The sequence below is a fragment of the Bacteroides caecigallinarum genome (assembly GCF_021530995.1).
GTDB lineage: Bacteria > Bacteroidota > Bacteroidia > Bacteroidales > Bacteroidaceae > Phocaeicola > Phocaeicola faecigallinarum.
In genome coordinates this window covers 1-20,352 of record NZ_JADYTF010000065.1, presented here as the reverse complement: position 1 = coordinate 20,352, position 20,352 = coordinate 1, and the positions used below count along the sequence as shown (strand labels likewise).

The 20,352-nt window shown below is 41.8% G+C and carries 16 protein-coding genes; all 16 read right to left on the bottom strand.

Annotated features, from left to right (window positions below; translation table 11 throughout):
• Nucleotides 1-143: 143 nt before the first annotated feature.
• Nucleotides 144-4,520, bottom strand: coding sequence for a hypothetical protein (locus I6E24_RS09810; protein WP_235328303.1), 4,377 nt, complete (start codon nt 4,518-4,520; stop codon nt 144-146).
• Nucleotides 4,521-4,609: 89 nt separating this feature from the next.
• A complete protein-coding gene (locus I6E24_RS09805) occupies nt 4,610-5,827 on the bottom strand; it encodes an OmpA family protein (RefSeq protein ID WP_235328301.1) in 1,218 nt (405 codons plus the stop codon).
• Between the two features lie 4 nt (nt 5,828-5,831).
• Complete coding sequence (locus I6E24_RS09800) at nt 5,832-7,640, bottom strand: PI-PLC domain-containing protein (protein ID WP_235328299.1); 1,809 nt, start codon at nt 7,638-7,640, stop codon at nt 5,832-5,834.
• Nucleotides 7,641-7,668: 28 nt separating this feature from the next.
• Complete coding sequence (locus I6E24_RS09795) at nt 7,669-7,869, bottom strand: hypothetical protein (protein ID WP_235328297.1); 201 nt, start codon at nt 7,867-7,869, stop codon at nt 7,669-7,671.
• Nucleotides 7,870-7,889: 20 nt separating this feature from the next.
• A complete protein-coding gene (locus tag I6E24_RS09790) occupies nt 7,890-10,235 on the bottom strand; it encodes a GumC family protein (RefSeq protein WP_235328295.1) in 2,346 nt (781 codons plus the stop codon).
• 20 nt (nt 10,236-10,255) lie between these two features.
• The gene (locus I6E24_RS09785; RefSeq protein WP_235328293.1) at nt 10,256-11,050 is read right to left on the bottom strand and encodes a polysaccharide biosynthesis/export family protein; all 795 of its coding nucleotides are present in this window, start codon (nt 11,048-11,050) and stop codon (nt 10,256-10,258) included.
• 17 nt (nt 11,051-11,067) lie between these two features.
• Complete coding sequence (locus I6E24_RS09780) at nt 11,068-11,958, bottom strand: phosphoenolpyruvate carboxykinase (protein ID WP_235328291.1); 891 nt, start codon at nt 11,956-11,958, stop codon at nt 11,068-11,070.
• Nucleotides 11,955-13,049 (bottom strand): nucleotidyltransferase domain-containing protein, encoded by a 1,095-nt coding sequence (locus tag I6E24_RS09775; RefSeq protein ID WP_235328289.1) that lies wholly within the window; start codon nt 13,047-13,049, stop codon nt 11,955-11,957. The genes I6E24_RS09780 and I6E24_RS09775 overlap by 4 nt, the downstream gene beginning before the upstream one ends.
• 20 nt (nt 13,050-13,069) lie before the next feature.
• Nucleotides 13,070-13,354, bottom strand: coding sequence for a PqqD family protein (locus I6E24_RS09770; RefSeq protein WP_235328287.1), 285 nt, complete (start codon nt 13,352-13,354; stop codon nt 13,070-13,072).
• A 6-nt stretch (nt 13,355-13,360) separates the two neighbouring features.
• Entirely contained in the window at nt 13,361-14,005 is a 645-nt protein-coding gene (locus I6E24_RS09765) for a sugar transferase (protein WP_394800390.1), read from the bottom strand.
• Nucleotides 14,006-14,015: 10 nt separating this feature from the next.
• The gene (locus I6E24_RS09760; protein ID WP_235328285.1) at nt 14,016-15,137 is read right to left on the bottom strand and encodes a glycosyltransferase; all 1,122 of its coding nucleotides are present in this window, start codon (nt 15,135-15,137) and stop codon (nt 14,016-14,018) included.
• 31 nt (nt 15,138-15,168) lie between these two features.
• Nucleotides 15,169-15,726 (bottom strand): hypothetical protein, encoded by a 558-nt coding sequence (locus tag I6E24_RS09755; RefSeq protein ID WP_235328283.1) that lies wholly within the window; start codon nt 15,724-15,726, stop codon nt 15,169-15,171.
• Entirely contained in the window at nt 15,723-16,832 is a 1,110-nt protein-coding gene (locus tag I6E24_RS09750; RefSeq protein WP_235328281.1) for a glycosyltransferase family 4 protein, read from the bottom strand. Before I6E24_RS09750 ends, I6E24_RS09755 begins: the two co-directional genes overlap by 4 nt.
• The gene (locus tag I6E24_RS09745) at nt 16,829-17,959 is read right to left on the bottom strand and encodes a glycosyltransferase family 4 protein (protein ID WP_235328279.1); all 1,131 of its coding nucleotides are present in this window, start codon (nt 17,957-17,959) and stop codon (nt 16,829-16,831) included. The genes I6E24_RS09750 and I6E24_RS09745 overlap by 4 nt, the downstream gene beginning before the upstream one ends.
• Nucleotides 17,956-19,158 (bottom strand): hypothetical protein, encoded by a 1,203-nt coding sequence (locus I6E24_RS09740; RefSeq protein ID WP_235328277.1) that lies wholly within the window; start codon nt 19,156-19,158, stop codon nt 17,956-17,958. Before I6E24_RS09740 ends, I6E24_RS09745 begins: the two co-directional genes overlap by 4 nt.
• Before the next feature lie 108 nt (nt 19,159-19,266).
• Entirely contained in the window at nt 19,267-20,247 is a 981-nt protein-coding gene (locus tag I6E24_RS09735) for a glycosyltransferase family 2 protein (RefSeq protein WP_235328274.1), read from the bottom strand.
• Nucleotides 20,248-20,352 lie beyond the last annotated feature (105 nt).

The window sequence follows — 20,352 nt, the reverse complement described above, 5'->3', positions numbered from 1 at the left end:
CTTTTAATAGATCCTGATAGAAATCGTCGAATATCTTCAACATTTTCAGAGACAAGTCGAAATTTTTAATAGACAATCTATGCCGGCTTTACCAGTTCTAATCATACGGGGTTTACTGAATGCTTACGAATGTCTTTGTCGTTTTATTGCACCTTTTCCAGGAAGAAGCGTCCGGAACCGGTAGAAACATCGTTTAAAGTGATTCTTCCGTTGATCGGATAGCTTCTGCCCGTCTGCTCGTCTTTCAGTTTCCAGCCATTCCAGGCATTGTCGGAGTCATCGAAAGTCAGGCTGACATTGCCAGTCTGCTTCAGGTAGAAGCCTACGGGGATGCGGGTGGCGGATTTCATCCGCTGGATGGAAAGGGCTTTACCGTCGGCGGCAGTGAATACGGCTACACCTGACCCCTCTTCGTTGCCTACCAGCAACAGGGCATCTTCACGGCTGTCATAGCTGTCGTTGGCAGTGGACGAGAGAGTCACAAAGCAAGAGGCTGTATGGCCACTGGCTGTAACAAGCAATTCCAGTTGTTCGGGCAACGCACGGGTCAAGGCACCACTGCTGTTTCCTTGTTCCAACATATCTTCAGTCAGGTTGACTGAGTAACTGGTGTCTTCTGCCTTCGTTTCCAAGAAGACGGCCTGCATCGGCGCTATCTGTGCGCCGTTTGCCACATTGCTGCTGGTAATGTCAACATATTGTCCGTCTTTGTAAACCTTTACAGAGGAAACAGATGAAGAATTTGCTTCCAAGAACTTCTTGATGTTAATGTGCGCCATGAACGGATTTCCGAAAATGTAAAGAGTTCCGCTTGTTTCACGTTTGAGCGTTAACCCGTTAATCTGCTCTGCAGTCCAGAGACGGCCGATTTGTCCCGTTCTGGCAATTGAACTTCCCTTCAATGAATTACCGTTTATTCCATAATAATTATAGATGCTGAATGACTTCGGGAAGTGGAAATGATAAGGAGTAGCATTTGTCTCATCTCCGGCTTTCACGGCAAAACCTTGTCCCACTTCGTAATTGGTTTCAACGGCATTAAAACTTCTCGACCAGTCGGTCAATTCGGTTATTACCTTATCCGTGGTGTAATGGGCTCTGGTAAGCGTCTCGTTCCTTACTGCGCTGCTCCAGAACCGCTGGTAGATGAAAGGATCATTGCGCTGTTCTGAGTAAGAAGATTTCTTGTCAAGACCTTGTTCCTTCCCATTAATCGGCATAAAGTAATTCGGATGCAGATTATCGGATGGCGTCGCTCTCCAGCTTTCCCAGTCTGTCACGTTTTGGGTTACAAACATGTCTCCCGTCACCATGGCTTGCAGCGGTGCCGACATCAGATGATAGGTACCGGCACTGAGATTCATATCCACAAAGGCTTGTGTATAATGCAGGTGTGATTGACCTATCAGTTCCGTACCTGGTGCAAAATGGATGTTGTTGCACCAGTATTCCTCCGTACCGGATGCGCTCAACACCGGATATTGTTCGACATTAGCAGGAATGAACACGTTGCTGCAATCCCAAGGCACTCCTTTTGTCCAGTTGCCCCAAGTGTTCCAATCTGTGGATGTCGTTCCCGTCCATTCCGTTTCATGCGGATGAATGGTCAATTCTATACCGTTAATGTAAGGCGAATTCGGATTAGCCGGATTTTCTACTGTCAGATAGTAGATGCCGGGCTTTAAATCGGGAATCGGGTCCCCATTGACAAACTCAAATTCGGAAGACGAATTTAACTTCACAGTATAGGTCTTATCAAAAGAGTTTCTTGATTTATAATCCCGTATGGCCAACTGGTATTCTTTACCCTCTTCGCCTCCGCTTACCACCAGCGAGGTGCTGTTCCCTTCACAAATGTCGGCAGGGGTAGGTTTCAAACCGACAATGCTGGTGGTCAGTTCATCCCCCACGCAGTCCATCACGCCGTCAAGGTCATAATCCGGACGGAGATATACGCCATGTATCTTTATATTTTTAAGAACATCCAAACCTCCCAAGACGTACTGTATTTCGTCAATCGTTGTACTTGCCGGTGGAGTTATCGAAAGATATGTCTTGTCTCCGTTTCCTGCCACTTTCAGTCCGAGTCCGCTGCCACCTGTTGTTTCAGCAATCGGTTCTCCCTGATAGAGAGCTTTGATTATTTCAACATTAATTCCACTCAAATCAATCAGCCCGGGAATTCCGGACAGAATCAGACCAATTTCTTGACCACCTTTTATCTCGTCAAATTTGACGGACAATGTTGTGCCAGACAAAGAAACTCCTTGGAATATGGTTGCATAACTTTCCATATCCCCATCCAATATGTTGCCGAAATTGTCAAATACGGAAATGAGTTCGAGACCGGAACTTGTCACTTCGGCCGTTGCTCCATAGTTGGCATTTGTAATCAGCTGCATACATTCTTCTCCGGGTGCGCCACAATCGACTGAAGCATCTTCGTAAAAAGCGTAGTACACCTTCAGGACATTACCTGCAGCCAGAGACAACAAGCCCGAAAAATACAGTTCGATGGCATCAAATTCTTCATCGGTGTTAATGCTCAAGCGGGCCTTCCCGGTGGTTGACGTTCCCAAAAGGCTGACGGAAACCCCACTGTTGTCCTTTCCTACGCCGCTTCCTACTTCTTCACCTTTATTCAGAAGCCTGATCCGCAGGAAGTTGAGCACGTTTGCAGTAAGAATGGTATTTCCGCGGTCTATCACAAAGCCGACACGCATATTCTTTTTGTCCGTATTCAGGGATTGAGAAGATTTTACACCGACAATAGCAGTGTTGGTCCCCAACGATACATTTACAGCTTCCGTAAACTGCACATAATTGTTCTCATCCTCGTCCACGATATTTGCGAATGAACCTTCCGCTGTTCCGCTTCCTCCGATGCTTAATACACCATCAAAGCCATTCTCCGGTTGGTATGCGGTATATTGGTTTGAACCACCTCCATTAGTCATGTGATTGTTACAATAGTCCTGGTTCTTCACCAAACGTCGGATGATGGCGGTACGTACAATTTGATGTTGCTCTCCGTTTGCATCCGTATAGGTAAAAGTGCCCTGCACCTTGTAGTTTCCAGCAACAAACATATCAGTCAGTACCCATTCTCCGTTCTCATTCTCTTCCAACTTTGCATTCTGATACGGAGACTCCAGCAGCTTGAATTCCACGCTTCCCACCTTCTCTGGAACATCGGCAAAGCGATAACTGGGGGTATAAACCGTGGCACCGGATAAAGTGAATAAGGACGAAGCGTCTATCTTGTCCGGCTCTCGCACAAAGGCATAATTAATAGTGGTAGCACTCAATAACTTTACGTCAAGCCCGGCGAAATTCAGGTAAACCCTTTGGCAAGGTTGGGTGGTCTTTATGCTATATTTGGTTCGTCCGCCTCCAAGCAAGCCTAGACTTAGCATCTTAGTGTACGTATATTGTTCGGTATATTTTTCTGGATCGTCCTCTTCTCCATTATAAGTTCGGATAATGACAGATTTTCCTCCGCCCAGTTCCAATAATCCGCCTGTCGTGACAACGAATCCGACTTCTGAGCCGGCCTCAATCTCCCGTCCGAAATCAACTGTTGCATGTATGCCTCCGCTAATGCTGCCAATTACTCCCATAATTAGTTCTATGGTACAACCGTTGTCCGTTCTGTCATCGATTAATGAGTTGGCACTATTTTCATCCGACCAGCTTATCCAACTGACATCGCCGACTTTCCAAGGCACAGATACGCCGTTATAAAAGAAATCGGTCCTGCTGCTGATGGCCGGAATCATTTCATTGTCGCCCACATAGGCATAATAGATTTGCAACTTCCCGGCCAAATCCACATCCACTCCCGATATACACAAACGTATTTCATCAAAAGGTTTATCAAAAGTACCCTCTATGCAGAAGATGCTGGTCGGGTTTCCTTCTGTTTTATCATCGTAGTTTCCTCCGGTAATGTTACCCAATCCTAAATCCACAAGGCTTTTAACGCCGTCATTATTAAAGGTATATTCACCGGTCTTTTTTCCATGAAGATAAGTTTCCAGATAATAACCTTTCAATACATTTAATGACAATATTCCGTCATCTAAAGCAGTGCATACAAATCCAGCCTTTTGTCCGCCGGCATATTCGTAGTTCAAATCGCGTACAGACATAATCAAGCTTGCACCAGTACCCAGCCCCAACACTGATTGGACAGTATAAGAATCTGAAATATCAAGGTTTGTTACAGCATTCGATCCGTCGGGAATTGTAAATATACTACCTGTTGATGAACGTATGTTATCAACAATTCTTCCAGACCCTACCAGCGGAATCCGATGGGTGGCCTTCCAATATCCATCGTTTTGCTCTACCAGTCCATCATCTGAACCTATAGCTCCAATGCTTCGGGTGAGGGGAGTCGTTCCATGCATGGATGGAAATTCATCGTCCACGCATGAAGTCAACATGCTTCCCAGCAATGCCGTTCCAAGCAGCACGTTCCAAAGTCTGCTTGTCCATTTCTTCTTGTTCGTATCCATAATATTTATTTTTTTATTCCTGTTTGTGCCGCATGGAGGCAGGATGCGTTCCATCCCGTATTCCATGCGGCCAAGTTTCTTTGTTGTACTTATTCTTCCACCACTCGTGTGATCACCGCACGGCTCAGGCGCGGATCGTTATAGAACATGTTATCCACACCTCCCTTGTGGTCCACACGCAGTTGTTTCTTGGGCACACCAAATTCGTTGACCAGGCATTCATAAACCACACGGGCGCGGTTCTTGCTCAAGATGACGTTGCGCTCTACGCTGCCTGTGCCCTTATCGGCATAACCGGTAATGATGTACACCACATTCGGGTCAGCCTTCTTGATGGTCTCGGCAAACAAACTCAACTGTACACGGGCTTCGTTGGTCAGGTCCCAAGTGTCAATTTTGAAGATGACAAAGTTGGCGGCGGCCAAAGTCTTCACTACCGTGATGGAGTCGCGCTTGCGCTGTGCCAGTTGTGCCTGCATATCATTAAGTTTGTCTTGCATAGCCTTGAGCTCTGATGTACGGTCATGAGTGCGTATAATTGTCTTGCTTCTATCCCAACCACGTGGTTTGAATTTGTATGTCAGTCCTATCGTAGCACTCCATATTCCTTCTCCCCAGCGTCCGCCAAGCTCACCGTCGAAACGGTCACTGACGTATGCTCCTCGGATATCCAGATTCAAATCGAGTGCATCGTTCAGACGGAATGAATTCAGAATACCAACATTTGCACTTACTTCCATACTTTGTGGCGATTCCCATACTCTGGTCCATCCGAGACCGAAATATGGAGAGCAGTTATATACACGCTTTTCATTATACCCGTACAATATGTTTGACATATTGAACAGGGCATCGAGGTGGAGATTGTAGAACTTGAATTTCTGTTTCATCAGCCAATAGCCGTCACCTCCTTTGCCGGGTACATCCACCCCTGTACTATGAGTGGGGAATTCTCCATGTCCTTCTTTTTGGGTGGCTCCCTTTACAGACAGACCGCTGTACATTAGGCGTACACCGATGCCGGGAGTGAACCATTTGCCCACGGCGATGTCCAATGCCGGTGCAATACGGTCAAAAAACTTTACTTGTTTGTCGTGGTTGCCAAAGATGATTTGTCCGCCAAAACCGGCACTGACAAACCAGTTGTCCCAAAAGTGGTTGGTTTCCACTTTGTATTTGTCGTTGTCATACATCACTTCTTCGGTGGTGTCATACACCGATTGTATGGTGTCTGAGTGTTGTTCCTGTGCTGCGGCATCTGCAAAGGCTGTCGCACACAGCATGGTAATGAATAAATACTTTATCATTGTCTTATTTCCTGTCTAAAATGAATTTGAAGTTGCAATTAATGATGGCTTGTATGAGTTGTTCATCGGTGATATTTATCATGTCATCTGAATACTCAATGTCATGGAGAGTCACGATGCCCGTATAACCGCGTTGTCCTCTATATTGGATTGTTTGGTCGTAAATGGCTGCCTTGTAAGCAGAATCCTCCAAGTTTTGCTCCCCCCAATTTGAGATAGCACCACTGCTATCCCAATTATTCCATCCTTCAAGAGCGAGTTGGAAATTTGAGCTTGAACAGTCTTCGTGAGGGAACAACCTATTGTCTGCAACCCAATCAGATTTGCCACTTTCAAAGAAATAATTAGTACTTTTGTAAGCGGTAACGATTTTGCTGCGCATATCTGTCACAGTTGCAGAACCGACATTGTCAGTTGCCAATTTATAATATGGTATGTCATATGCATCGAAATTGTCTGTTAAGTCGTTCTCACAGTAAACAAAAAGGAACTCATGCGGATTATTTTGCAAAAAAAGTTTGAAAGCCTTTACTATTTCTTCGGGAATGGCATGATATGATGATTTCCAATCTGCATGCCAAAACTCCAATTCTTTCACATTAAATGCCCGTACTCCCATACTTAGCAATTTATTTATGACTTCTGCATCATTATTTTCATTACAGTAAGCACCCGGTATTGACAGTTGCTTCAGATAGATGTTTCCATCCAGTTCCGAAATCCAGTTGGTGTTCTTGGGCGATTTCGGATTCACGTTCGGTAGCGGGATCACCACTTTGTATTGGGCTTGAAGAGGCTTTTTCAGAGTGGCGGAAAAGTCAAAATTTTCAGCCGTATGCACCCTGATTTGGGTTCCCGTAGTTTGCTCTGTGGGAATGGGCGGCAGGAAAGCCGTAAGCCGGATGGACTCCCCTTCGGAAAGAGGTATCTCCATGGGATTTCCGCTTTCATCCACGAAACTTACGAACACGGATTCCGACTGTCCGTTCTTTAGCTCATCGGTCAATTCGCCTTGTCCTTGGCTTACTCCCTCTTCGGTGGAATTCTGGATATTGGTGGCATTGTAGGTGAAATACTCCTTTCCGCCAAGGCCATTGGGGAGAGTCACGCTCACTCCCGTTACGGTGAGCGGTTGGATGATTCCCGTTGCCACTTCGTAGCCACCTGCACGAATGGTGATGTCTAGCGTGGTCATGATAGGGTCGAAATCCAGCAAGACATGATTTTCGGTGCTTACCACCCTGTTGTGTGCCACCATGTAGGCGTTCAGCATGTCTGGCGCGGCGATGTAGCTTCCGTTTTCCGCCGATGTCACCTTGCACGCTTGGTTGCTGATGAACTGAAGTTGGAACAAGCCGTTTGAGGGGGTACTTCCCTCAATATTCAGTCTCTCATCAGGATATATCCCATAGAATTCATGTGTATCGCTGAGTGCGCTCCATGCCAGATATTCTTCGTTGGTGGCTGTAAATTCTCCGTGATACTGGTGCTCCCCATCTCCGGTGACCGGTGTCACGGTATATAGGGCATTGTTTTTCCATCCTTCTGCCGTTCCTGGAGTAACGGTTTCTCCCAATTGGTTTTTCTTGTCGGCCACGTCAGAATAGATGCGGATTTGCTCACCTCCCGTCCAGTCAATCTGGTTGTCCGAGACGTATGCAGTACGGGTCTTTACGGCGTTTACGGCAAATTCTATGGCATCGCCGGGGGCGGCAGGTGTGAAGCCTCCAACCTCATCTTCCTGACATCCGGCAATGGTCAATCCTGCCATCAGCAGGATTGCTAAATTCAAATAATGTTTTTGCTTGTTCATAGCGTTTGTCTGATTAGTTTATTCAAATTTAATCCCATGAAATGGCATCTTTACCTCCGAAACTTGTATCATCAAAGCCTTGTGCATCAATGTTTACATGCCGGTTGGTGTTTACATCATCTCCAGGTTTAACATCCACATTCGATGCCACGCAAATCCCGCTCTCCATCTCTACCCTTGTCCGCTTGGTAGTGGGAGCCTCATACTTTTCTTTTATCAAATTTTCCATTGTCGTAAAAATATAGTTTGTTATTTCTTTTTCTTTCCATATCCATATTTGTATGAATATCCATAATATCCGTAATACCCGTAGCGCCGGTGCAGGTCTGCGCCGTTCAGCACGAGGGCCATGTTGTGCAACTTGTTTTCTTTATACAACTGTTCTATCTCGGGTAGCTGGCGGCGGTCCAGACGGCCTGCGCGTGCCACAAAGATGGTCAGGTCGGCAATGCGGTTGGAAATGGTCGCATCCGCAATAATGCCTACAGGCACGCTGTCCACAACAATATAGTCGTATCGTCTGCGCAGCTCAGTTACCAGATTGTCCAGCCGTTCATCCATCAGCAGTTCCGCCGGATTGGGGGCTATGGCACCGGCGGCAATGATGTCAAAGCCGTCTTGGTGCTGGATAATGTCTTCCGCCGAAAGGGTGGCATCAGCCAAATAATTGGTCAGACCGGTCTTATGAAGATGGAACTGCCGACTCAGGGTACCCCTGCGGATATCCATGTCTATCAGTATCACTTTTTTCTTAGCCAGCACAAGGCTCATTCCCAGGTTTTTCGAGATGAATGTCTTGCCGGCTCCTTCATTGAGGGAGGTGAAGATAATCACCTGTTGGGGAAGGTCTTTTCTTGCCATGAAGGCCATGTTGGTACGCAGAATGCGGAAGGCTTCCGATACGGTGCTGTCCCTTTGTTCTTTTGCCAGCAGGAAAGGACTTTCTTGTTCGTTCAGTTTTCCCGCTTCCTTGTCTTGGGGTATTTCTCCTAAATAAGGCACACTTACAATATCCTCAAAGTCCTTGCGGCTGTGTACCCGGGTATCCAAGAACAGGATGCCCAGACAGGCCAGGCTGGGAATAGCCAGCCCCACGAGCAATCCAAGCAACAGAATACGGTTGCGGTTGGGAGAAATGGGGGAGTTGCTACCTTCTGCTCCGTCGATGACACGGGCGTTATTATCAGCCATCGCCTGCGACAGGGCATTTTCTTCGCGCTTGTTCAACAGAAACAGGTATAGGGCTTCCTTCACTTTCTGCTGCCGTTCGATGGAGAGCATTTTCCGCTCCTTAGTGGGGATGGACGTTATTCGGTTCTGTGCCCGCATTTCGCGGCTCTGTGCATCACTGCGTTGCACGTTCAGGCTTACTATCATGTTGTCCACCGCACGGATGATGTTCTGTTTCATGGCACGAAGAGAATTGTTCAGTTCCAGTACCACAGGGTTGTTCGCGCTACTGTCGTCTATCAGGTGATCCCGCTTCAACTTGGCGGTATTGTACAGGTTTATCTGGCTTTCTATATTCATGTCCCCAATGCCCGTATTCGAGGGAATCAGGTCAGTTTCCTTGGCCGGATCTGTCAGGTAGTCCTTGATGAAATTGGCCAGGCGCAGCTGAGTTTCCAGTTCCAGTGCGTCCGTATTGTACTTCTGCGATTCGCTCATGTACATCCCGGCCGAAGAGGCGATGTCCACAATCTGGTTACGTTGCTTGAATGTCTCCAGTTCCGATTCCACGCCGCCAAGCTCGTTCTCAATGATAATCAAGCGGTCGTTGATGAAGTCGGCCGTGTTTACGGCAACCTGGTTCTTATCTTTGATGGCTTCCTCGTTGTACACGTTTATCAGCGTGTTCAGGATGTCTTCCGCTCGTGCCGCCGAGCCGTCTTTCAGAGCGAGGGTCAGGATGGAGGATTCCTCCTCTTCCTGCTGGATACCCAGCGCACTTTTATAGTAATTTACCATGGATTCCATCGGCAGTTTCGCCACACGGATAGGGGTTCCTGTCCATGAATCGCTATAATAATTGGTAGGGGTGGCCACCACGCGCATCCCCCGGCTGAGGGTTACAGTGTCATACATCTCAACGGTAAAGTCAGACTTGACATCGATTCCAGTGAAGTCAGACAGCACTAGGGACTTCTTTTCTTTTAACGTCACTGTGAAAGCGAAATGTTGTTCCGGCAATGCATCCGGGAAACTGAGAAGAACGGGGGATTGGTTATAAAGCTCATTGCTGCGCAGTCCGTCTTCCAGTTGGTAGCTGATGTCGGCATGGAGGCGTTGCAGCACCTCGCGCATCAGTTTTTTTGAACGGAATTGCAGAATCTCGTTGGCCACGTTCACCTTGTTAATAATGTTATCAAAACGGTCCAGTCCGGTAGTGGAGGTCTTGTTGGACGGGTCTTTGATGATTACCGTGGCTGAACGGAAATATATGAATGGTGCAGTGGCATATTTGTACCATGCGATACCTGTACAGATCAGTACCGACAGTAAAAACCATTTCCACTTCGAAACAAAATAAAGTAACAGGTCTATAAGGTTTATACCCTGGTCATTCTTCGAATTCGAATTTCTTTCAGTTTGCATATTCTTTTATGTTGATATTATTACTTTATAGCCCACATAATAGATGAAATTGCCGAAACAACAGACAACAGAAACGTTGTTATTTTCCATCCTCGGTCTTCTATATCGGCTTTACGGTATTTAGGTTCCACATACACTACATCATTCTGCTGCAGATAGAAGGCTGGTGAATCAAAAATTTCCTTGCTGCGAAGGTCATGCATAAACATTTCACGTTCTCCATTAACTTCCCTGATAACAGCCACACGGTCTATCCGCGCGTTCACAGCTATATCTCCGGCATTAGCGATGGCTTCCAGAAGAGTGATACGGTCTCCTTCTACATTAAATGTTCCATTACGACCAACAGCTCCTAATACAGTGTATTTGAAGTTCAGAAATTCGATACTCACTATCGGGTCTTTCATATAATTCCCCTTCTCTATCTTTTCTTTTATCAAGTCTCTAAGTTCACTCACAGTAAGACCTTCTACATGTATTATTCCCAATATCGGGAACTCAATATCACCATCTATATCTACACGATATCCTTTTTCGTTTACTCTTGTTGAAGCTTCTGTTCTTATATCACCCTCACTACCTACTCTGAAAGTACCGCCATATATATTGAACGGAATGGCAAGTTCAGGATTCTTGTTGCTGACAGTAATACTCAACCTGTCATCACGTCTGATAGTAGCCTCTTTTCGGTCATTATAAGGATATTTCTCACCTGTCTGCATATCCTGCATATAGACTATATTCTTACTCGATGTACACGAAGTCAGAAAAGATACGGCAAAAACTATTGCCCAAATAATTTGTTTATACATCATTTGATTTTAGTTGAAATTTATTTGACTACAAGATTTTTATAACACATTAGAGCAGCTTCCCTGTCGGGTCTGCATTCAAGTTTTCCCACAGCTACAGTCTGACATATCTTTATCAGTGTTTCATGCATGAAGTTGCTTAAGTCCTTATCACACGATATAACTGAACATCCGGGATAAACAGATATAAACGCATCCACATCTTTAAGTAGAGAGAAATTGTTTACTTCACTCTGCTTAAGCCTTACTATACCTCCCAAACGGAAGGACAGATTCTTATAGCAGGCTGTTTTACCGGACCATGGCGTTCCATATCCATATATTTCATTTCCAATAATCCTAATGACTGGATTGTCGTCATTAAGAAGCACTGTATCTGGTATATTGCCAATCCACAGTTGTGCATGAGTACTTTTACCCGTACCGCTTTCTCCCATAAAGAAATATGATATATTAGCTGAATAAACGGCAGCAGCATGAACAGAAACAGCTTCATATTTAAGTATTGACTGTGAGAATGCTATTCTCAATAAAGAAGAAAGCTCATTGTTTTCATTATTACCATTCACTCTCGTATATATTACGATTGCTTTAAACTGTTTGTCAGCCAGCATATAATGCCATTCATTCCACAAATTAGTCTTTACAGCCAGCATATACCCTGCGTCGTGTTTATACAGACGGATAATTCCCATCTCATTTTCTGTTTTATCAAGTAAATCGCCATTCAGTTCAACAGATGATACATCAACCAGCGACCTGACCTCACATCTGATAAGGAATGGGCCATTCACCGGTTTTTCCAACTTGAAAGGGATGAAAGAGGGAAGAACACTGTCTATACACAGGTTCCTGAACGTCGATATTTTAATATCAAATCCGGCTATACGATAATAAAAATCATTTTTCATTTTAACTGCCCTTTTATAAGATACATAAAAAGGCCTAAAGCCTCTTTAGGCGCGATTTTATATGCAAAACGGATGTTATTATAGAAAGACCAGGCTGTATGTACTTTTCTTAATATAACAGAATCACATTTTCCGGTTGTAATTGCATTATGCCCGAAATTTCCTCCATTCCACACTATAGCATACAAGACATCAGGAGAAACCATTATCTCATGATTAGGAATATACTGTTTGGGAAGATTGATATACTTTACCAAGAATGAAAATTGCAATGAACACCACCTATCCAATCCCAATTTGGAACATATCACCCTTATATCATCACCTGCCAGTTCACCATACCATGTGTAATAAGAGATGGCAAGATCACAGAACTGACGCAGTCCGATTCCCAATCCAAAAGCATGTTTAAGTATATGAGTACTCTGCTGTATTATATTAAGGATAGGATGTGGTATATCTATCTGAACATCATTATTTCCACAGAGGGTTATCGATTTCACACCGTATCTCGTTTCCAGTTCTTTAGAATATCTTATCGAACGTGACGTAAACAAATCAAACATACGTTTATGGTGTTCTATCTTCACTCCTTTCCAAAAATAAGATATACTCCCGTCTGCCTTGTTCTCTGTTCTGATTCCCTCCCTATGTATACAATTCTTTGCACCGGTAAAATCTTTTTCAGTCGGGAAATAAAAATCAATATCCCCACACTCTCTCAACAATGGGTTCTTATATAAGGAAGCTATGCCCTGCCCCTTTAGCAGTACAGGATTAATTCCGGCTTTCTCAAACATCTCACAGAGTTCAACCAGCACAGAGTTCATCCTCAGATTACTCCGTTCGATAGCATCAATAGTTGCAATCCATCTCACAAGAAGATTTTCTTTCGGTTGAATACTTTCTGGTAATTTCTGGATACCGGCAAATATTAGCCCAGTTACAGTCTGTTCTCTGCTCAACCTGTACAGGACCTTCCATTCGGTTTCTGTCAGTGGAAATATTGAAATTTCTCTGTTTTCATAGTCCCAAAGTCCGGATTGTAAAAGTGAGAAGAATGCTTTATGTATTTTTGATATATCCATCATTTATGCAAATGGGAAACTTTTCAGTAAATAAGACCATAAGACTCCCACTCCTCAAGTAGTTTTTTCAGGTCATAAGAGGCCTTATCTTTTAAAACATCATATGTGTCACATATAAACTCAAGCAATTCGTCAAAAGTACAACCACCTTTATCAATACGTTCCCAAATATTTGCGGCAGTTTTGTTCATACTGAATACGTCGCTCATGTTTATCTGTTCATTACAAACCTGTACAATCATATACTGATTGCCTATTTTTCTTAGTTTAAGATTACTTTTCGTATGTATTATTTTATAGTCATTCATTATATTTTAAAATTTCTTTCCGGTCAGTAAGGATATAATTGTAAGATATATAATCTTGACATCTAGCCAAAATGATTTGTTACGCATATATTCCAAATCCATTCTAAGACGTTCCAACATTTTTTCCATAGTATCGGTATATCCGTTATAAAGTGTTGCCGGCGAAAATATTCCCGGTCTCAGTTTATACAGCAACTTATAATCAGGATTGACAGAGATAATACGGTCAACAAAAAACTTTCTTTCAGGGCGTGGACCTACCAGACTCATGTCTCCTTTCAATATATTCCATAACTGCGGTATTTCATCCAGATGGTGCTCTCTTAAAAAATAACCTACTTTTGTCATCCTTTTATCTTTTCTCTGACACAATACTGGTTTGTCATCCTTTTCAGCCTCTATAATCATAGAGCGGAACTTATATATCGTGAAAGGTTTTCCACCATATCCTATACGCTCCTGTCTGAAGATTACCGGTCCTCCATCTTCACGCTTTATCAAAAAATATATGACAAGACATAGTGGCGATGTGATTATAATTCCTAAAATGCTTAAAACAATATCCAAAGAGCGTTTTATAAAGTTATAGTTAGTCATAATATCACTATATATCAGAAAGTTATTCAATTGGTATGTTGCTAATATTCTCATTTAATAATTATTAAAGGTTATTATATAGGTTAATACTGTTTTCTATCATTTTTTCTTTTGTAAATAGCTCACTATATCTGTTTATCGCTCCAGAAGAATAATGGTTATAAGTTTCTGAATCTTTGGTTATATCCATTATGGCTTTCGCAAGATTCTCAGCATTTGCCGGTTCTACGTTCAGACCGGATATCCCATGTGAATTTACAAAAGGAACACCAGACTGTGGTATATTTGTAGCTACTATCGGCTTACCGCATGACATAGCTTCTATCTGCACTATTCCGAAAGCTTCTGTTTTCATTATGCTACTTAGGCAAAACACATCACATGCTCCATAATATGATGGTAGCTTATCATCAGAAATTCTACCAAGCAACTTAACTTTATCTTCAAGCCTTTTTTCTTTTATCTGTTTATCTAACTCTTCTTTTAAAGGACCGGTACCACCTATCAGAATAACAAAATTGTCATTCAGATAACTGGCTGCATCTATCAAATATCTGAATCCTTTATAAGCGACCAGTCTTCCTAATGAAAAAATTATCTTTTTCCCTTTATATTTTTCTCTAATCTCAGATACCTTATCTCTTTCCGGTTTAATTGGTTCTACTCCTATTGGCACGCAAATAGTTTTCTGCTGAACATCTTTCAGATATATAGACTCTTTTAGATAAATCGGAGAAGTACCGACTATAATATCTGCTCGCTTAATTATCCAATCTTGTAGAGGTTTATAGAACTTAAGAAGTAACTTCTGCTTTAATATATCACTGTGCCAGTGTAATACGACCTTTCCTTTATAACCGGACATGAGCAATGCGAGAGAAGCCATAGGGTCAGGATGATGTATATGTATTACATCATAATCATTTTTACACTTTCTTAAAGTGAAAACCATAGCAGGAGAAATCATTGTAGCTGCAGCTTTAGTCCATGAATGACAGGTAAGCAGCTTCGCTTTATCATTAAATTCATATTTCTTGCTTTTCCCCTCCAATGCTGCACATAGCATATCACATTTAATGTTCTTTTCCGACAGCCCGAGCATAAGCTCGAACTCGACTTTTTCTACACCTCCATAAATTGGATAAAACTTACCCAGCTGAAGTATTTTTCCCGTAAATTCTTTCATTTGTTTTTATTCATTGAAATAATAAATAGCCTTATTCGATATCCTTAATTAGGTTATCGTGATTTATTATTATGTCAGGACGGTTACGACGTACAAATCCTCCTAAGCTGTTATAATTGATATTAAATCTTTTTGCTATAGACTTAAAGACCAAAGTTTCCTGATAGTGTATACGCATATAATTGGCCAATGCAGTTCCATTCAATCCGAATTTTCTTGCTATCTGTGATATATTGAATTCAATATAAGTTAATGAATCACATGCAGCAATAGCATCCTTATACTTTTCGTGGGCTTTTACACTTTGCTTTCCTGCAGCAATTATTTTGATTTTGCCGGGCTCAACTTTATCTACAGGAATCTGATGCCTGATTAGTACTTGCTCTCTCCAATACCTTCGCAGATAGTTTCCGAGTCCGGCTAAAGATACATTACATTTTTCGGCAATTGCCTTTTGCGACATATCTGTGTCTATATATAAGTTTACAGCCTTCTCATATTTTTTGTGTAAGGCATAACGTTTCTGTAACGATATCCTTTCTTTTACTGAGAATGTAGATATGTCTATAAATGAAAGATACGGTTTCATCCTAATAACATCTTAAATAGTTCTTCCCATGTATGACTTACTGGAGCCTCTGGCTCGTACTTGGATATCGGTTCAAGAAAAGAATTGTCGTTATCAATCAGTTTCTTCATTTTCCCCTTAAGAATATTTGCATCATGGATATCGAAGAATGAAGTTTTTGCACTTCCGGCTGCCGTTTCATGTGCGTATGGCAAATCTGCCAACAGCATTGGCCTTTCAAACTGTGCAAACTCACTTATTGGCAATCCCCATGTTTCAACTTTCGAAGGAAATATCAGACAATCGGCATTACCATATAATTCATAAAGTTTCACACGGTCCAAGAATCCTGTAAAAACTAAAGAATTTACATGCCCCCATTTCCTATACAGCCATCTTGTGTATTTATTCTCTGTACCGGATATTGTCATATAAACCTTAAACTTATCTTTTCCAATTTCATTTTCCAGCATAGCAGCCGCCTCACACAACAGTTCAAAGTTCTTATGAATATCTCCGTATGATGGGTATATAAAATTATAAGTTGATTCGGAAGACTTATATTTATTTCTTATATCCACAGTATCCGTTCTATTCTCCGGCAGCGCTACAATAATTTTGTCTTTATAAAGATTGAAAAGTTTGATGAATTCTCTTTTCATCCAATCCTGCTGAACAACAATCTTATAATTCTTGTGAATATTTATTCTGTAAATATATTCTGTGAACCAGGCAAAACATACGATACGGTAATTCATGAAAAGCTCACGCCATTTCCAGGGATAAAACGGGAAAGGGTTATGACAATAAACAGTACGCCTCTCAGCCTTTACATTAGGCGTTGTGTCATGCAAGGACAGCCATAAATAAACGGGAGAAAGTTGCTTCGAAATTTTATACATTGTTATATACTCACACCATATACGGCAGAACCAGCTTTTCACAGTCCAGGGCATTTCGATATATGTTATTCCGGGATACATCGCCAGATTCTTGTTATGCACCAGTGCCACAACCTTATATTCTCCGTTTTGAGCCAGCTGCGAAAGATACTCCAGACAGTTTCTCAAAATAGTCAGTGTGCCTCCCTTACGCAGGTTTACCGCTGAAACAACAATAGTTTTCATCTATCTGATATTGATTTGAATGTTTGAATCCATTTATCCATGACAGTCGTTTCATCATATTTAAGGATTGATATCCCGGCTTTTTCTCCCATTCTTTTTCTTAACGACATGTCCATCATAAGTTCAGCCATCCTTCCTGCAAATAGTGTGATGTTCCCATCAGCCACGATAAAACCGTTTTCCCCCTCATCTATAATATCTTTTGGACCGCATTTACAGTCAAAAGACACAACAGGCAGACCATATGACTGAGCCTCGAGCAATACCATCGGCAAGCCCTCATAGCGTGATGTCATTGCATATACAGATGCGTTTCTATACACATCCCCTATATTCTTTTTCGTTTTTATCAATGCTACCGAATTATCCAGTCCATATCCTGATATCAGCTTTTTAAGCTTTTCATATTCTTCTCCATCCCCCACGATATCAAGTTTCCAATCCGGAAAATCTTTTACCACTATTCTCCAGGCTTCAATCAGCCTGTCAAATCCCTTCTGAAAGCTATATCTTCCTACTGCTACCACCTTTTTATTCTCAAGATTTGATTTCTCAGATGGTATGTATGTAATTGCGTTAGGTATTACTTCTATATTATTCAGTTCACCCCAATATCTCTTATCCTCCTCAGTAAGGACCACAAACCTGTCGAATCTTCTGACAACATTTTCATCTTGTTTGCTTCTCCATTTGTCGGCTATCCTCCAAAGCCCTTTGCGCCCATACTGCAAACGTTTGAATTTAGAGAAATGTATCTCCAACAGTTTTGCGCTTCCATCCTTTATACCGGTTATAAACGATGCATCATTATTGAACATACAGACCGTAACGTCAGGTTTTTCCCTCATAAGAACTGATTCAAGCCTTTTCCTGTGCAACAACTGTTTAACAGGATAATGCATCAGTTTATTCATAAAAGACTTCCCGTTATTGTCTTCATAATTTATATCCAGGTCAATACACCGGATCTGCTCGTTCAGAGGGAAGAAAGGCTGTCTTCCGTGCTGGTCGGTAGTTACAATAACAATCTCATATCCCCTCCCGGCCAAATAGTTTGCCTTGTTTGCCAACACCCTTTCCATTCCTCCGGAATGACAGGTACCTGCTATACAATAAACGATTTTCATATTTCGTGCTGTAATTGTTTGTCTTCCTCTTCGCTACGGGCAACCATAAGAAACATTGCAAAAACAAGGAATATATCTGTAGAGACTTTAAACCAGACCACATAGTTTACTAACAGCAATAATAAAAACATATCCCTATAACGGGAAAGATTATTCATACAGAAATTGCCGGCCTTATAAATAACCATACACATTGCGAACAGACCACCCAGACCGAAATAGAAAATAAAACGTAAATATCCAACATCAGTACCCATATAATATCCACCAATTTCTTTACCGATAAAATAAGGGTCAATATTCCTTGGGTTGGAGAAATATCCATCACCTATAAGCCAGGTTTTTAATGTTTCCGGGAACACATACATACCCTTTAAACGGTCATTTGAACTTACTGACCATTCTCCTTTTTCTACAAGACTGAAAAATCCTTCAAAAGCGAAACGCAGTTTTTCTTCGGTTCCGGGTACAAAATGATAGCAAAAAACAGCTATAACTATCGTTGCCGCCAGAATCCATAAAAACCAGCTCCATAGTGTACTGTAGTTCGTATCTATTTTAAAAGTAAGAACTCCTGACATATACATCCAATAGCCTACAGCCAGAATCAAACCTACAGTTGTTGTTCTTGCTATCATATTCCCTATAACAGCTATCAGGAAGAATGCAACCAAGAAAAGAGGTATGTATTTTCTTTCATCTGTCTTACACATATCAGTAACCGAGAAAGCTATCATCACAAGTAGTGCGGCAAATCTTGACCCTGCAACATCCAATGAGGCACCAATTCCATAAAGACGATTTACATTAGTCTTATTCAAAAAATCTTGTCCCTGCTGAACATATTGGTCTATAATTTGTTTTATATTCGGATAAGAGTCAATAAGCAATGCTAAAATACACTGACATACACAGACTATTATCAGGTAACGCAACAATAACATAGTTGAAAGATTACCGTGAACCATTCTGATGTAAGTAGTCACCGTATATGCCGCACTGAGCCAAACCCACATGGATACAATATAGGTTGCGTATGCAGTATCAGGTGTATTATTGAATGTTATAGAGAAACATCCAATAATTGAAGCTATTCCTGCCCATATGGAAAGTAGAAATACCTGCTTGTTAATTAAGCCGGTACGATGAGAAGCAAGCTGATATCCCAAAATCGGCAATCCTACGCCAGCAAGTGCCATCTTTGTGTTTATACCGGGAAGAATTGTAAACTCAAAAGGAAAGAAAAAAAAGCTGGTCAGAATAACTGCAAATGTTATTCCGACTATTCGTATTGCCAACATAAATTATTATCGGTAAATTACTCCATATACCAGACGGTGTATGCAGATATAGTACAGTTTTACAAGCCAGTATTGTTTTTTCCAGGCAGCCAATTGCAGCAGTCGGCTTCTCAAGGAAATGTTTTTGTTTTTAATTATGAATTTATTTGCTTCAGGAAACCATGCTTCCCATAATTTGTACTTAGCTGGATTATCTGTTATTAAAAAAGGAAATTTTACATTCAGCTTAAAAAAAGCCAGTTCTGTTTCTATTTCTTTTCCATAAAGACTCCACAAGTCATCCTCCACCAATGATACATTATGTCTTAAATCAATGAGATGCTGTTTATTTTCAGTCTTACAGAAAGCTCCAGTGTTCAGTTGCACATAATGATAAAAGGCTTCAGCCAAATAAGAAACCTTTCCGGCTCTCGCAAAAAGGCGGATCATTGTCATATCTTCTCCCATACCATAACCGGATGGAAACTGTATATTATAATCAGTATAAAGGGTTCTTTTGACAAGCTTATTCCATACATTGAACTTCATAGTACCTTCCAATAACCCTTTTAAAGCTTCCATTGGTGTAGCATAACCAGGCTGTCTCATATATCTTTCATTCCGTTCAAAAGAAAGCCACCAGTCACACCAGACTATATCCGCTTCATCAGATTTAGCTTTGAGATATAACCGTTCAAGCATTTCCGGTTCTACAAAATCATCACTGTCACAATGGAAGATATATTCTCCCTTAGCGACGGACAACCCTGTATTCCGTGCAGCCGGAAGTCCTTTGTTTGTCTGATGCTTCAACAGCCTGACCTGCCCTTTTCGTTCAGGATACTGCCCTATTACTTCTTCCAACAGTTCTATACTCCTGTCTGGAGTAGCATCATCCACGAATATGTAATCCACCTCGTTCAAAGTCTGTTGCAATAGTGATTTTGCACAGCGAACAATAAAGTTTTCAACTTTGTAAATAGGGATAATTACTGAAACTTTAGCCATTACATTTTTTATATTTTGCAAACAGATAACATGTTAAACAGAATAATAATATCCACTTGTTGATGTTGCTTTATAAAATAAAGGATATCTCTTTTCTTTAAAATG

Bases quoted from the DNA above. Each gene is read 5' to 3' on its own strand.
- I6E24_RS09810 (WP_235328303.1), bottom strand. From the start codon at position 4,520: ATGGATACGAACAAGAAGAAATGGACAAGCAGACTTTGGAACGTGCTG.
- I6E24_RS09805 (WP_235328301.1), bottom strand. From the start codon at position 5,827: ATGATAAAGTATTTATTCATTACCATGCTGTGTGCGACAGCCTTTGCA.
- I6E24_RS09800 (WP_235328299.1), bottom strand. From the start codon at position 7,640: ATGAACAAGCAAAAACATTATTTGAATTTAGCAATCCTGCTGATGGCA.
- I6E24_RS09795 (WP_235328297.1), bottom strand. From the start codon at position 7,869: ATGGAAAATTTGATAAAAGAAAAGTATGAGGCTCCCACTACCAAGCGG.
- I6E24_RS09790 (WP_235328295.1), bottom strand. From the start codon at position 10,235: ATGCAAACTGAAAGAAATTCGAATTCGAAGAATGACCAGGGTATAAAC.
- I6E24_RS09785 (WP_235328293.1), bottom strand. From the start codon at position 11,050: ATGATGTATAAACAAATTATTTGGGCAATAGTTTTTGCCGTATCTTTT.
- I6E24_RS09780 (WP_235328291.1), bottom strand. From the start codon at position 11,958: ATGAAAAATGATTTTTATTATCGTATAGCCGGATTTGATATTAAAATA.
- I6E24_RS09775 (WP_235328289.1), bottom strand. From the start codon at position 13,049: ATGATGGATATATCAAAAATACATAAAGCATTCTTCTCACTTTTACAA.
- I6E24_RS09770 (WP_235328287.1), bottom strand. From the start codon at position 13,354: ATGAATGACTATAAAATAATACATACGAAAAGTAATCTTAAACTAAGA.
- I6E24_RS09765 (WP_394800390.1), bottom strand. From the start codon at position 14,005: ATGAGAATATTAGCAACATACCAATTGAATAACTTTCTGATATATAGT.
- I6E24_RS09760 (WP_235328285.1), bottom strand. From the start codon at position 15,137: ATGAAAGAATTTACGGGAAAAATACTTCAGCTGGGTAAGTTTTATCCA.
- I6E24_RS09755 (WP_235328283.1), bottom strand. From the start codon at position 15,726: ATGAAACCGTATCTTTCATTTATAGACATATCTACATTCTCAGTAAAA.
- I6E24_RS09750 (WP_235328281.1), bottom strand. From the start codon at position 16,832: ATGAAAACTATTGTTGTTTCAGCGGTAAACCTGCGTAAGGGAGGCACA.
- I6E24_RS09745 (WP_235328279.1), bottom strand. From the start codon at position 17,959: ATGAAAATCGTTTATTGTATAGCAGGTACCTGTCATTCCGGAGGAATG.
- I6E24_RS09740 (WP_235328277.1), bottom strand. From the start codon at position 19,158: ATGGCACTTGCTGGCGTAGGATTGCCGATTTTGGGATATCAGCTTGCT.
- I6E24_RS09735 (WP_235328274.1), bottom strand. From the start codon at position 20,247: ATGGCTAAAGTTTCAGTAATTATCCCTATTTACAAAGTTGAAAACTTT.